This is a genomic window from Pseudonocardia sp. Cha107L01 (genome assembly GCF_052566575.1).
Genome location: NZ_CP199579.1, coordinates 17,541 through 30,267, shown reverse-complemented (window position 1 = coordinate 30,267; position 12,727 = coordinate 17,541). Strand labels below are relative to the sequence as shown.

General features: G+C 73.1%; 12 protein-coding genes and 1 pseudogene. 6 read left to right on the top strand and 7 right to left on the bottom strand.

Annotation, left to right across the window (positions count from 1 at the left end; all coding sequences use genetic code 11):
• Positions 1 to 148: 148 nt before the first annotated feature.
• The 4 genes from ACTXG6_RS00165 to ACTXG6_RS00150 all read left to right on the top strand — a co-directional run bounded on the left by ACTXG6_RS00165 (position 149) and on the right by ACTXG6_RS00150 (position 4,191).
• Positions 149 to 1,723: an ArnT family glycosyltransferase gene (locus ACTXG6_RS00165; protein ID WP_445185706.1), complete on the top strand. Its 1,575-nt coding sequence runs from the start codon at positions 149 to 151 to the stop codon at positions 1,721 to 1,723.
• Between the two features lie 63 nt (positions 1,724 to 1,786).
• Entirely contained in the window at positions 1,787 to 2,830 is a 1,044-nt protein-coding gene (locus tag ACTXG6_RS00160) for an alpha/beta fold hydrolase (RefSeq protein WP_445185705.1), read from the top strand.
• A 9-nt stretch (positions 2,831 to 2,839) separates the two neighbouring features.
• A complete protein-coding gene (mshB, locus tag ACTXG6_RS00155; protein ID WP_445185704.1) occupies positions 2,840 to 3,781 on the top strand; it encodes an N-acetyl-1-D-myo-inositol-2-amino-2-deoxy-alpha-D-glucopyranoside deacetylase in 942 nt (313 codons plus the stop codon).
• The gene (locus ACTXG6_RS00150; protein WP_445185703.1) at positions 3,775 to 4,191 is read left to right on the top strand and encodes a hypothetical protein; all 417 of its coding nucleotides are present in this window, start codon (positions 3,775 to 3,777) and stop codon (positions 4,189 to 4,191) included. The genes mshB and ACTXG6_RS00150 overlap by 7 nt, the downstream gene beginning before the upstream one ends.
• 57 nt (positions 4,192 to 4,248) lie before the next feature.
• Here ACTXG6_RS00150 and add read toward each other — a convergent pair.
• The 7 genes and pseudogenes from add to ACTXG6_RS00115 form a co-directional block, all read right to left on the bottom strand.
• Positions 4,249 to 5,180 (bottom strand): annotated as a pseudogene (add, locus tag ACTXG6_RS00145) (adenosine deaminase).
• 110 nt (positions 5,181 to 5,290) lie between these two features.
• Positions 5,291 to 6,367, bottom strand: a complete 1,077-nt coding sequence (locus ACTXG6_RS00140; RefSeq protein ID WP_445185702.1) for an ABC transporter substrate-binding protein — start codon at positions 6,365 to 6,367, stop codon at positions 5,291 to 5,293.
• A gap of 51 nt (positions 6,368 to 6,418) precedes the next feature.
• Positions 6,419 to 7,261 carry an ABC transporter permease gene (locus tag ACTXG6_RS00135; RefSeq protein ID WP_445185701.1) on the bottom strand — a complete coding sequence of 281 codons (843 nt, stop codon included), beginning with the start codon at positions 7,259 to 7,261 and terminating at the stop codon, positions 6,419 to 6,421.
• Positions 7,258 to 8,073 (bottom strand): ABC transporter permease, encoded by an 816-nt coding sequence (locus ACTXG6_RS00130; protein ID WP_445185700.1) that lies wholly within the window; start codon positions 8,071 to 8,073, stop codon positions 7,258 to 7,260. Before ACTXG6_RS00130 ends, ACTXG6_RS00135 begins: the two co-directional genes overlap by 4 nt.
• The gene (locus ACTXG6_RS00125) at positions 8,070 to 8,876 is read right to left on the bottom strand and encodes an ABC transporter ATP-binding protein (protein ID WP_445185699.1); all 807 of its coding nucleotides are present in this window, start codon (positions 8,874 to 8,876) and stop codon (positions 8,070 to 8,072) included. The genes ACTXG6_RS00130 and ACTXG6_RS00125 overlap by 4 nt, the downstream gene beginning before the upstream one ends.
• Positions 8,877 to 9,004: 128 nt before the next feature.
• Positions 9,005 to 9,844 (bottom strand): TauD/TfdA family dioxygenase, encoded by an 840-nt coding sequence (locus ACTXG6_RS00120; protein ID WP_445185698.1) that lies wholly within the window; start codon positions 9,842 to 9,844, stop codon positions 9,005 to 9,007.
• Positions 9,845 to 9,908: 64 nt separating this feature from the next.
• Positions 9,909 to 11,063 carry a GNAT family N-acetyltransferase gene (locus ACTXG6_RS00115; protein WP_445185697.1) on the bottom strand — a complete coding sequence of 385 codons (1,155 nt, stop codon included), beginning with the start codon at positions 11,061 to 11,063 and terminating at the stop codon, positions 9,909 to 9,911.
• A gap of 175 nt (positions 11,064 to 11,238) precedes the next feature.
• On the opposite strand from ACTXG6_RS00115, the gene fdxA reads away from it, so the two are divergent.
• Together fdxA and dapC are read left to right on the top strand one after the other, a co-directional pair.
• Complete coding sequence (fdxA, locus tag ACTXG6_RS00110) at positions 11,239 to 11,565, top strand: ferredoxin (RefSeq protein ID WP_445185696.1); 327 nt, start codon at positions 11,239 to 11,241, stop codon at positions 11,563 to 11,565.
• Between the two features lie 35 nt (positions 11,566 to 11,600).
• On the top strand, positions 11,601 to 12,722 hold the full coding sequence (dapC, locus tag ACTXG6_RS00105; RefSeq protein ID WP_445185695.1) for a succinyldiaminopimelate transaminase: 1,122 nt from the start codon (positions 11,601 to 11,603) through the stop codon (positions 12,720 to 12,722).
• Positions 12,723 to 12,727: the final 5 nt, after the last annotated feature.

Below are 12,727 nucleotides of genomic sequence, written 5' to 3'. Positions count from 1 at the left end.
GCGGCCGTCCTCGGGGGTGCGGACCCTTTGCCGAGTGAACGGTTGAAAGTGTGACCCACTGAACAGCGGGGGCGAACCGCGCGACCGTGGCACCAGACTCCTAGACGATCTCTAATACCGCCGAGGGGGGCCGGGACAGATGCGGTCGATGACGGAGCTGGCCGGGGACACCTCGGTGGCCATCAGCCAGCGGCGGACCCGCGTCGGCCGACCGGGCGCCGTGCCGCCAACGTGGGCGCGGTGGCCGGTACTGGCCATCACCGGCGCCGTCGCCGCGGTTCTCGCATTGACCAGCGGGCGCTACGGCTACTTCGGCGACGAGCTGTACTTCCTCGCCGCGGGGCGCCGGCTGGACTGGAGCTACGCCGACCAGCCCCCACTGATTCCGCTGCTGGCCCGGTTGATGGACACACTGTTCCCGGACTCCGTGGCGGCCCTGCGGCTGCCGGCGACCGTGGTGACCGCGCTGGGTGTGATCGTGGCGTCGCTGATCGCGCGGGAGCTCCGTGGCGAGCGTCGCGCGCAGGTGCTGGCGGCGGCCACCTACGCCGTGTCCTGCGGCCTCCTCGGCACCGGCCACACGTTGTCCACCGACGTGATCGACTCATTCGGCTGGACCCTGATCACCTGGCTGCTGGTCCGCTGGATCCGCACCCGGGGGGACAGGCTGCTGCTGCTGTCCGGCGTGGCCACCGCTGTCTGCCTGCAGACCAAAGATCTGATCGTCATCTTCTGGTTCGCCCTCGTGTGCGCCGTACTCGTGCTCGGTCCCAGAGGGTTGCTGCGCCGGCCGTTGCTGTGGGTGGGCGGCGGCATCGCGGTCGTGTGCAGTCTCCCGAACCTGTGGTGGCAGGCCCACCACGGTTGGCCGCAGCTGGACATGACCCAGGCCATCGTGGCGGAGCAGAACATCCTCGGCGGCCGGCTGGCCCTGCTGCCGCTCATCCTGATCTTCGCCGGCATCCCGATCGGCGCGGTGCTGTTCTGCTACGGAACGTGGCGGCTGCTGCGGTCCGCCGAGTTGGCGCCCTACCGGTTCCTGGGTTGGACGATCGTCGGCGTCCTCGTGATCGTCCTGGTCACCGGTGGGCGGCAGAACTACGTGACGGGCCTGTTCGCGCTGGCCAACGCCGCCGCGGTGGTCGAGATCGGCCGCCGACGACCGGCCAGCTGGTGGCGGTGGACGACGACCTGGCCGGTGTACGCGCTGGCCGCGGTGATCACGGTGGTGGCCACGATGCCGATCCGGCCGATCTCCTGGGACGGTGGCGGCACGACCAATCCGGTATCCGCCCTCAGCACCGGCTGGCCGGAACTGACAACAGCCGTCGCCGATGCCTTCCACACGCTGCCGGAAGGCGAACGACAGGGGGCCGTCCTGCTCGCGGACACCTACTGGCAGGCGTCCGCGATCGACCAGTTCGGACCGGCGAACGGCCTGCCGGAGGTCTACAGCGGAAGCCGGGGGTTCTGGTACTTCGGCCCGCCCCCCGACAGCGCGCGCGCCACCTTGTTCGTCGGCTCCGACGACACGACGCCGCGCCGCTACTTCGGGAACGTGCGAAAGGTCCGCACGTTCAACAGTCGGTACGGCATCACCGGGATCAACACCGGCCTGTCCCTCTGGATCTGCACCAACCAACGGGTCGAGTGGTCGCGGATGTGGCCGGAACTGCGTGACTTCATCATTACCGACCGTTACGCCGGCCCGCCCGCGCACTGAGGATCGAGCGCCGTGCAACACGGTCCGGTCGACAGAGAGGTACTTCGTGGCTCTGATGCTCCGATGATCAGCCAGCGCACCGCGGTCGACGACACCCGCGAAGCGCCGTGGTCGTTCGCCGCACCGTGGGGCGCCCGGGGTTGGGTGACCGACCTGGCCGGCCCGGTGCATTGGGTCGAGTTCAGTTCCGGCGGCTCGGCGGACACTCCGCCGGCCCACGCTGTGCCTTCCGGTGCGGCTCCCGCCGGGCACACTGACGCACCGCCGATCGTGTTCGTGCACGGCCTTGGCGGTTCGCACCTGGACTGGGTGCCGGTCGGGTCGGGACTGGCCGCCGACCGCCGGGCCGTGGCACTGGACCTGCGCGGTTTCGGGCTGACACCGGGCACCCGGCGGACGGCCACAGTGGCCGCGAACGTAGCGCTGCTGGACCGGTTCCTGCGCGAGGTGGTCGGCACCCCGGCGATCTTGGTGGGGAACTCGATGGGCGGGCTGATCTCCGTCCTGCAGACCCAGGCACACCCGGAGACGGTTGCCGGGTTGGTGCTGGTGGACCCGGCGCTGCCGCAGCCGGGCCCGCGTCCCAAGCTCGGCGTGGTCGTGCTGTTCCTGGCGGTCGCGTTGCCCGGTATCGGCGAGCTGTACCTGCGCGTGGAACGGTCCCTGCTCTCGTCCCGCCAGCGTGTGCGGGGGACGTTGAACCTCTCGTTCGCCAACCCGTTACGGGCACCCCGCGAGCTGGAGGACGCCCTGGTGGCGTTGGCCGAGGAGCGCCGCCGGCTGCCCGGGACCGCGGCGGCCCTGCTGGCGGCCGCCCGGAGCACGGTCCCCGCGACGATCGACCGTCGGCACCGCGCGGCGATGGGCGAGATCCGGGTGCCGGTGCTGCTGGTCCACGGCGAGGCCGACCGGCTGGTGTCCGTGCGTTCCTCCCAGGCGGCCGCGGCTGCCAACCCCGACTGGGAGACTCGCTTTCTCGCTGACACCGGGCACATGCCGCAGCTGGAGATGCCCGGGCTGGTGCTGGACGCCGTCACCGGCTGGCTGGGCCGCCACCCCGACCTGAACGCGGCCCGCCCGATGAACCCAGGTGTGGCTGCCCCATAGGCTCTGGCGGTGTCTCGCCCCCGAACCCTCGCGCGCCGCCGGCTACTGCTGGTGCACGCCCACCCGGACGACGAGTCGATCACCACCGGCGGCACCATCGCCCGGTACGCGGCCGCGCCGGACACCGAGGTCACGCTGGTCACCTGCACGCTCGGTGAGCAGGGCGAGGTGATGGTGCCGGAGCTGGCCGGGCTGGCCGCCGAGCACGCCGACCAGCTGGGCGGGTACCGGATCGCGGAGCTGGCCGCCGCCAGTGCCGCGCTCGGGCTGACCGATCACCGGTTCCTCGGCGGCGTCGGGCGCTGGCGGGACAGCGGGATGGTCGTGGTCGCCGGCGCGTTCGCGGCCGCTCCGCCGCCGGAGTCGCTGCACCCCAGGGCGTTCTGCGCGGACGGCCAGCGGGCCGAACAGGTCGCCGCGCTGGCCGAGATCCTGGCCGAGGTGCAGCCGCAGGTGGTGGTCGGTTACGACCCCGGCGGCAGCTACGGGCATCCTGACCACGTGCGCGCACACGAGATCAGCATGGCCGCGGCCGCCGCCGCGCCCAGCGTGCGCAAGGTCTACTGGACGGTGCAGCCCCTCGGCGACCTGGCGGCCGGGCTGGCCGAGCTGGCCGGCGCCCCGGCGCGCGGGATGCCCTGGCGGCTGCCCGGCGCGGACGAGCTGCCGTCGGTGCCCGACGAGACGGTGACCACCCGGGTCGAGGTGACCGACCAGCTGGCGGCGAAGGTGGCCGCGCTGCGCGCGCACGCCACCCAGCTGACCGTCTGGAGCCGGCCCTCGGCGCCCGAGGGGGCCGGCCCGACCAGCATCGAGCAGCTGGCCTTCGCGCTGACCAACGAGATAGCGATGCCGGTGCTGCGGACCGAGAGCTACACACTGGCCGGCGCGGCCGGTTCGGTGCAGCCGGTGCGGGAGACCGACCTGTTCGACGGGATCGAGGCGTGGTGAACGAGGAGCGGGCCAACTCGCTGTTGGTCGTCGTGGTGCTGACCCTGGACGCGGCGCTGCTGGCCATGATGGAGCTGATGTTCCTGACCCTGGCGGTCGGCGTGGTTCCGCTGCCGGTCAGCGCGCTGGTGGCGCTGGTGAGCACGCCGTGGCTGGTGCGCAGGGCCGGTGAGCTGGCCGGGCCGGGCGGCGCCAGCGCCCCGCTGATCGCCTGGATAGCCGTCATCGGGGTGCTGGGCCTGGCCGGGCCGGGCGGCGATGTGCTGCTGCTCGGCGACTGGTCGACGCTGGCGCTGGTGATCGCCGGACTGGTGCCGGCGGCGTTCGTGCTCGGCCGGGTCATCCGGTCCAGTCGCGACGCGAAGCAGCGGCCGGCCGCCGAGCTCGCCACCAGCCAGCACCCCGGCTGAGCAGGTCAGCACCCGTGAGTGGCGCGTTGGGTCATAGCCCAACTCGCCACTCACGGGTCAGCTGGCCAGCCAGGTATCGACGCCGGCGACCCCGCTGGCCACCAGGGCCGGCGGGGCACCGGACGCCTCGATGGAAGTGCGGGCCATCGCGGCGAGCTGGTCGTCGGACAGCCCCAGAGTGCCCCGGGCCAGCTCGAACTCACTGAGCAGCCCGGGCCCGAACAGCAGCGGGTCGTCGCCGTTGAGAGTGCAGCGCACCCCGGCGTCCAACAGCCGGGCCAGCGGGTGCTCGTCCAGCGAGGGCACCACCTCGAGCAGCAGGTTCGACGTCGGGCACACGTCCAGCACGATCTCGTCCCGGGCCAGCCGCTCGACCAGCGTCGGATCCTCCACCGCGCGGACCCCGTGGCAGAGCCGGAGCGCACCGAGCGCGTCCAGCGCGCCGTACACACTCGCCGGCCCGGCCAGCTCGCCGGCGTGCGGGGCGCTGATCAGCCCGGCGTCGCGGGCCAGGGCGAACGCCGCCGCGAACGGCTCCGGCGGGAACAGCGACTCGTCCGCGGCGAGGCCGAAGGCCACCACTCCCGACCCGGCGTACCGGGCCGCCAGCTCGGCCAGCCGCACCGCCTCCGCCGGGTCGGCGTGCCTCAGCGCGGAGACCAGGATCCCGGCGCCGATGCCCAGCCGCTCGGCGGTCCGGGAGGCCTCGTCGATCACCAGCTCGAGGACGGCCTCCTCGGTGTCCAGGCTCGGCGCCAGCGCGCTGGCGTACCGGGTCGGGTAGACGTGCGGCTCGACCCACACCGCGCCGTCGACGGCCGCGTCCTCGACCACCTCGCGACCAGCCGACGCAGGTCGTCCGGGGTGCGGATCAGTGCGGTGGCAGCGTCGTAGAGTCGCAGGAACTCGGGGAACGAGCAGCTGTTGCCGACCGGTGGGGCGGGCCGCCCGGCCGCCCGGGCCAGGTCCGTGAGGGTGGCTGGGCGCATCGCGCCTTCGAGGTGCACGTGCAGGTGGGCCTTGGGCAGCGCGGCGAGCTCACGGGCCGGGGCGCTGCCCGCCGCTGGGGCGGCGGTCGTGCCGGCCGTCATACCGGCCGTCATACTGAAGCCTTGCCCTGGTAGACGTCGTCGAGCACGGTGGTGTCGACGATCTTGGCGACGTCCGGGAGCGGGGTCACGCCGGCGGCGGTGAACGCGGTGTACATCGGGCCGGCGAGCTCCTTCGGGTCGAGCCGCAGCAATCCGTTGGCCTTGGTGAACGGGCTCTGGGTGAACGCGGTCTGCAGCTGGTTCTCCCTGGTCTGCTGGGCCAGGTCGAGGCCGAGGTCGGCGCCGAAGCGGTCCACCGCGAGCTTGGCCGCGATCGCCGGGTCGGCCGCGTTGTCCTGCCAGCCCCGGACGGTGGCCCGCATGAACTTCACCAGGGTGGGCCGGTTCGCGGCCAGCCACCCTCGGGAGCTGCAGAGCAGGTCGGCGTACTGCGGCAGGCCGAGCTGCTCGTAGGTGGTCACCACGAAGTCGGTGCCCTCCTTCATCCCCTTCTGCTCCAGCATGATCGGCTGGTTGGTGGCGAAGCAGGTGTAGACGTCGCCCTGGCCGGCCAGCAGCGGGCTCGGGTCGTAGCCGACCGGCACGAACTTGTACCGCACCGGCACCTTGGCCAGCCGCATCGCGGCCTCGATGTAGGGCTGCACGCTCTGTTGCCCCAGCACCGTGGCGTCCACCAGGTCGGCCGCCGTGCGCACCGGCTTCTTGGCCAGCGAGAGCAGCGCGGAGGGGGCGTTCTGGAACTGTGCCCCGTACATCACGAAGTCGTTGCCGGAGTTGACCGCGCTGAGGAACTCCTGCAGGGCCACCGGGACGCCGATGTCCGCGCCACCGGCGGCCAGCGTGGCGGTCGGGGTCGGCGCGTTCGGGCCGCCCGGGATGAAGTCGACGCTCAGCCCCTCCTGCCGGTAGTAGCCGCGGTCCTGGGCGATCCAGAACCCGGCGAACTCGACGTTGGTGATCCAGCCGAGGGCGACCCGGACCGGGATGGCACCGGCGGCGGGCGCGGCGGCGTCACCGCCACCACAGGCGGCCAGCAGTGCCGGCCCGGCGACCAGGCCGAGGCCGGCCAGCCCCGCGTTGCGCAGCAGTCCGCGGCGGCTCCAGCCGGCGGGCGAGTCGGGCATCTGGGACTCCTCTTGCGGTCGTCTGTGGGGTTCGTTCGGCGACGGCGGCGATCAGGTCATCCGGGCCAGTCCCCGGCGTTCGACCGCGCGGGCGGCGACGAAACAGATCACCGAGACGACGGTGGCGACCAGCGCGGTGCCCCACGCCCGGTCCGGCTGGTAGAAGCTGACCGCCCGGGCGAACAGGGTGCCCAGCCCGCGCCCGCCCATCAGGTACTCGGCGAGCATCGCGGCCAGCACCGCCGTCGGCGCGGCGAGCCGGAACGCGACGAGCAGGCCGGGTACCGCGTGCGGCAGCAGCAGTCGGCGCATGGTGGTGGCCCGGGACGCGCCGAGCACCGCGAACAGGTCCAGTGCGCCGGCCGGAGCATCCCGCAGCCGGGAGCCCACGAACACGAAGGCCGGGAAGAACGAGACCACGGTGGTGATCACCACGACGGTCACCCAGCTGTAGCCGAACACCCTGGCCAGCACCGGGATCATCGCGACCACCGGCACCGAGCGCATCACCAGCGCGACCGGTGTCATCATCCCGGACAGCAGCGGCGACGCCCACACCGCGACCGCGAGCGCCGCGCCCGAGAGCATCCCGGCCACCAGTCCGGCCGCGGCGACCGCGAGCGTGATGCCCAGGTCGGGCAGGTAGGCGCCGAGGTGGCCGATCACGTCGGACAGCACCGCCACCGGGGTCGGCACCACGATCTGGTTGTAGTGGTTGAGCACCGCCCAGAGCTGCCAGCCGACCAGCAGAACGGCGACCGTCCAGTACCGGGAGACCGCGGCGGCGAGCAGCCGGACCGGCCGGGGCGCCCGGGACCGGCCGCGGGTGCGCGCCGCGCCGCCGCGGGGTGGCGTCGAGGTGGCCACTGCCCGGCCCGACTCGGTGACCGTCATGTGAACCTCCGGGTGACCAGCCGGCGCAACCCGATCAGCGCCAGGTAGCCGCCCAGCGCGAGCACCGAGGCGCTCAGCGCGGCCGCCCACAGCAGGTTGGGCTGGAAGTTCTGCATCGCGCTGACCAGCAGCACCCCGACCCCGCGCGGCGCCCCGAACCACTCGCCGATCACCGCACCGAGCACCGCCGCCGGGGCGGCCAGGGTGAGGCCGTCCACGATCAGTGGCAGCCCGGCCGGCAGTTGCAGCCGGAGCAGCGTGCGCCACCGGCTGGCGCCGAGCACCGCGAAGACGTCCCGCTGGCTCTCCCCGGCGGCGCCCAGCGCGGAGGTGGCCGCGACGAACACCGCGAAGCCGGCGGCCAGCGCGGCGACCAGCGTCGGGGTGGCGCCCCGGCCGACCGTATTGATCAGCAGCGGGCCGAGTGCGATCAGCGGGATGGCGTGCAGCACCGCGGCCAGCCGGTCCAGGCCGGGGCCGATCGGCGGCAGCAGCACCCCCAGGGTGGCCAGGACCACCCCGAGCACCGTGCCGAGCAGGAAGCCGCACGCGGCGGCGGTGCCGCTGGCGGCCACCGCCCGGCCCAGTACCAACTGCCCCGTCGGCGTCGTCAGGTAGCGCAGCACCGCGCTGAGCGGCGGCCAGCTCGGCCCGGCCAGGCCCAGACGGCCGATCACCTCGACCAGCAGCAGCAGGGTCACCACCCCGGCGACGGCCAGCCTGATCCCGCGACCGGCCCCGGGACCGGCCTCGGTACCGGCACGGCGCCGGGCGCCGGTCGGCACGGTGAGGCCGGGGAGCCCGCTGGTCATGCCGCCGGCCGGGCGCCCGGGCCGGCCGGTTCCGCCGCGTCGAGCAACCCGGTCAGCTGGTCGACCAGGGCGTGGAAGGCGGGGTCGCGGGTCGCCTCGGTGCTGCGCGGGCGCGGGATCTCGACCTGTTGGATGTGCCGCACCCGGCCCGGCCGCCCGGTCATCACCACCACCCGGTCGGCGAGCAGGACCGCCTCGTCCACGTCGTGGGTGACCAGCAGGGTGGTGATCCGCTGCGCCATCCAGATCCGGGCCAGCTCGAGGTTCATCCGGCGCCGGGTCACTGCGTCGAGTGCACCGAACGGTTCATCGAGGAGCAGTACATCCGGGTTCAGCGCGAGCGCGCGGGCGATCGCCACCCGCTGGCGCATCCCCCCGGACAACTGCCGGGGCCGCGCGTCGGCGAAGCCGGTCAGGCCGACCAGCTCCAGCAGTGCGTCGACCCGTGGCCCGTCGACCGGCCGCCCGGCCACCTTGAACGGCAGCCCGATGTTGGACCGCGCACTCGCCCACGGCAGCAGCGCGTGCTCCTGGAACGCCACGCCGAGCCGGTGCTCGCGGATCAGCTCGGCCGGTTCCCGGCCCTCCACCTGCACCTGGCCCTCGGTGGGCTGCTCCAACCCGGCGACCAACCGCAGCACGGTCGACTTGCCGCAGCCGGACGGCCCGAGGATGGCCACGAACTCGCCGTGGCCGATCGTGAGGTCGAACCGGTCGAGGGCGCGGACCGAGGTGCCGCGGCGGATCGGGAACTCCTTGACGACGTCACTCAAGGTGATCGCGTGGTCGCCGAGTTCGGGCATGTGGCTGCTCCCGGTGCTCGATGGTGGGCCCGACGCTACGAAGCGCAGGTTTCTGGGATGTTGCGGTCCGGCGCGCCGGTGTTTCGAGCCCGGTTCCGTTGCGCAACGTGCCGTCGGCGGGCCTGCGCTCAGCCGCCGACCTGGGCGGGCACCGGGTTCACGATGTCCAACGCGCCGGTGGGCACCGCGACGGCCGCCGTGGTCCAACCCCAGATCGAGTACAGCCGCCGTGCCGGGTCGGTGTAGCCGTGGCGGCCGTGGAAGATCCGGTAGTTGTCGACCACGGCCATGTCACCGGCCGCCAGCCGGAAGCGCGGCCCGGTGTCGCGCGCGCTGGTCACCGCGGCCAGCCACTGCCTGACGAAGGGCCACTGGGCGTCCTCGCCGGCGCCCATGATCGGTGCCAGGTAGGGGTGGTGGCGCACCTGGGGTCGGCCGGCCGGTGTGGTCCGCAGGATCGGTGAGTAGCTGTCCTGCGGGAAGTTCGGCTCGGAGTGGTCGATGTCCACGGTGCGGGCGAAGTCCACCAGCGCGGCGTTGGCGGGGTCGGCGGCCAGCAGGTCGAGCAGCTTGAGTCCGTCGATCAGGAACGAGTCGCCGCCGGTCGCGGCCGGGCGCGCGCTGAAGAGGAAGAGCCGGTCCGGCGCCCGGTCGCCGAAGGCGAACCCGTCGTTGTGCGGCGGCATCGCCACGGAGGTGTCGGCGGAGATCCGGCGCTTGCGCCCCCGGGCGTCCGGCGGCTGCGCGTCGATCTTGGCACCCTCCACCTCGGCACGCTGCTTGGTGGCCTCGATCTGGCGGCCGATCCGGACCAGCTCGTCACCGAGGGTGGCGCGGCCGAACTCGATCGCGGCCTCCTCGTCGGTGATGCCGCTGACGATCGCGGCGCCCTCGGCGGCCACCACCTCGTGCGCCTCGGCCGGCGACGACACCCGGCGCGGAACGAGGCACGCAGAGCTCAGGTCCATGGTTGCTCTCCCGGTGTCCCTGGGTTGAATCGTTCGGTTCACTCCAGACGGTAAGAGCTAGTTATTACGTCGACGTTGCGGTTGGGCTGCCTGGCCGCAGGTATTGGTAACGGTGGTGCACCCGGAAGCCCAGCCGGCGGTACAGCCCGAGCGCGGGGGCGTTGTGCTCGGCCACCTGCAGCACGCACCACTGGGCGCCGGCCCTGGTCATGCCCCACTGCGCGGCGGCCCGCATCAGTGCCACCCCCAGCCCGCGCCGGCGGTACCCGTCGGCCACCGCCAGCCGCGCCACGTACAGGTGCCCGTCCACCACGGCCAGCCGGACCACGCCGACCGCCTCGCCGTCCGGTTCCCTGGCCACCCCGTAGCCGACGTACTCCACACCCGGAGCGGTGAGCACGTGCCGCTGCGCCCGGGTCAGTGGATGGTCGGCGGTCAGCCGCCACCAGTCCTCGTCCGGCTGCTCCCCGATGGCCAGCGCCACGCCGTCCACCGGTACCGGCGGCTCCAGCCACCCGGTCAGGTCGGCGGCCGCCGGTTCGCCCACCGCCGGGCCCGGCGCCCGGTCCGCAGTCGGCGCGGACCCCGCCGGGTCGCCCACCGCCTGTTCGCCGACCGCCGGTTCGGTCCGAGGCGGGCCGGGCACGGCGAGCCCCGGCAGCTCGGCAACCAGTACCGCGACGTCGGCGCCGGCCGGGTGGGTGTCGTCCCTGGTCCAGCCCTGTGCGGTGATCGCCTGCTGCCACGGCGAACCCGTCGCCACCTGAACCCGGGGCGCCAGCTCGTGCTCGACGGCGAACGCGCAGACCTCGCGGAGGGCCTCCGCCACCGGCAGTCCGGGGTCGCCCACCACCAGCGCCGAGTTGGCCCGGCCGGTGAAACCGCCCGCCGCGCGCAGCCGCCACTGCCCGAGCGGGCGCACCACCACCGACGGCCAGGCGTCCGCGCAGATCCGCTCCAACCGGGCGACCGCCGCCCAGGACGGCCGTCTCGGCATTGGCGGGGGGATCTCCCGCACCGCCACCACCGCGTTCCGCTCGACCCGCACCACGCCGCGCCGGGTGTGCACCAGTACGGCGGCCGGGCCGTCCTCGCCGAGCTCGCCGACCGCGTCGGTGAGCATCGGGCGACCGTCCACCGGGGGTAGCCGGTGCCGCAGCGCGACGCGCCGTCCGACCAGCGCGTTGAGCCGGTCGGCCACCCCCCTCGCAGTGTCCACTCCTTGATCCTGCCGCACGCGCGGCCGGGCTGCGACGCCGAAGATGTCCAGTCGCTGCGATGTTGGCCCGCGTGGACGTGATTAGGCCCTCGTTCAGGCATACCTCACTGCGCGGAGCTGAACCTGAGGAGACATACTGGCGCGTAGACGTCGCACCCCACTGCAGGAGAACGCCGTGACCTACGTAATCGCCGAGCCATGTGTCGACCTCCAGGACAAGGCGTGCATTGAAGAGTGTCCGGTCGACTGCATCTACGAGGGTGGCCGGATGCTCTACATCCACCCCGACGAGTGCGTCGACTGTGGTGCTTGTGAGCCGGTCTGCCCGGTAGAGGCCATCTACTACGAGGACGATGTCCCGGACCAGTGGAAGGACTACACCAAGGCGAACGCCGACTTCTTCGAGGAGCTCGGCTCGCCCGGCGGTGCCTCCAAGGTCGGTCGGATCGAGCGCGACGTGTCGCCGGCCGCCGAGCTGCCCCCGCAGGAGCACGACGAGTGATCCTGGCCCGAGGGTCGAACTCCGAGTACTGATTGGTGATCAAGACGAGCATCGGCTCCCGCCTGCCGGACTTTCCCTGGGACTCGCTCACCGGAGCGACAGCCCTGGCGAGATCGCACCCCGGCGGCATCGTCGACCTTTCAGTGGGCACCCCGGTGGACGAGGTGCCCGCCGTGATCCGGGCCGCGCTGGCCAGCGAGCCCGCGCAGGCACCGGGTTATCCGACCACCTGGGGCACCCCCGAGCTGCGCGAGGCCGCCGTCGAGGCGATGGCAAGGCGGTTCGGGGTGACCGGTCTGGACCCGGGCGCGGTGCTGCCCACCATCGGTTCCAAGGAGCTGGTGGCCTGGCTACCCACGCTGCTCGGGCTGGGACCGGACGACCTGGTGGTGCTGCCCGAGCTGGCCTACCCGACCTACGAGGTCGGCGCGCGGCTGGCCGGCGCCCAGTGGCTGCGCTCCGACACGACCGTCGCGCTCGGCCCACGCCGGGTCCGGCTGCTCTGGATCAACTCGCCGTCGAACCCGACCGGGCGGGTGCTGCCGCCGGAGCACCTGCGCAAGATGGTCGACTGGGCCCGCGAGCAGGGTGCCGTGGTGGCCTCCGACGAGTGCTACCTGGCACTTTCCGGTAGCGGGGACGTTGCTGAAGCGGCGTCCGTGCTGCACCCCGAGGTGTGCGGCGGCTCGACCGAGGGTCTGCTCGCGGTGCACTCGCTGTCCAAGTCGTCCAACCTGGCCGGGTACCGCGCGGGTTTCGTCACCGGCGACCCGCGCCTGGTCGCGGAGCTGCTCGAGGTACGCAAGCACGCCGGCATGATCATGCCCCGGCCGGTCCAGGCGGCGATGACGGCGGCACTGCGTGACGACGAACACGTGCACACGCAGTGGGCGCGGTACCGGGGCCGCCGCGAGCGCCTCCGCGGCGCGCTCACCGCGTTCGGCCTGACGATCGAGCACTCCGAGGCCGGGCTGTACCTGTGGGCCACCGCGGGCGAGCACGGCCGGTTGACCGTGGACCGGCTGGCGGCGCAGGGTGTGCTGGTGGCACCTGGTGAGTTCTACGGTCCGGCCGGCGCGAACTACGTGAGGGTGGCCGCGACCGCCACCGATGAGCGGGTCGACGCGGCGGCGGAGCGGCTGCACGCCGCCCGGTGACCCGC